The 374-nt window shown below is 36.1% G+C and carries 1 protein-coding gene; it reads left to right on the forward strand.

Features of this window, described 5'->3' with window-relative positions:
• Positions 1-30: 30 nt before the first annotated feature.
• A partial coding sequence (locus KH400_RS22305; RefSeq protein ID WP_246589991.1) for a PfkB family carbohydrate kinase occupies positions 31-374 on the forward strand: 344 nt, incomplete at its 3' end.

The raw sequence follows: 374 nt of genomic DNA on the forward strand, positions 1-374 counted from the left end.
AGATTCTACTAAAAAAAGTAGGTGTGACTATTGAATAGAAAACCTAGAATAACCGTAATTGGTAGTTCAAATGTTGACTATGTTGTACGTTCAGCAACGTATCCTCAAGTAGGAGAAACAATTATTGGAACAAGTTTTCAGGAGTTTATGGGAGGAAAAGGAGCTAATCAAGCTGTAGCAGCAGCTAGGCTAGGTGGTGATGTATCTTTTATCTCATCTGTAGGAGCAGACAGTCAAGGTGTTCAGATCAAGGAGAATCTATCAAATGAGTGTGTTAATATTGACGGAATTTATACTTCTCCTAATAATTCAAGTGGTATTGCATTTATAAATGTTTCTAATGATACGAATAAGATTACAGTCATTCCTGGGGC

This window comes from Desertibacillus haloalkaliphilus (genome assembly GCF_019039105.1).
GTDB classification, from domain to species: Bacteria; Bacillota; Bacilli; order Bacillales; family KJ1-10-99; genus Desertibacillus; species Desertibacillus haloalkaliphilus.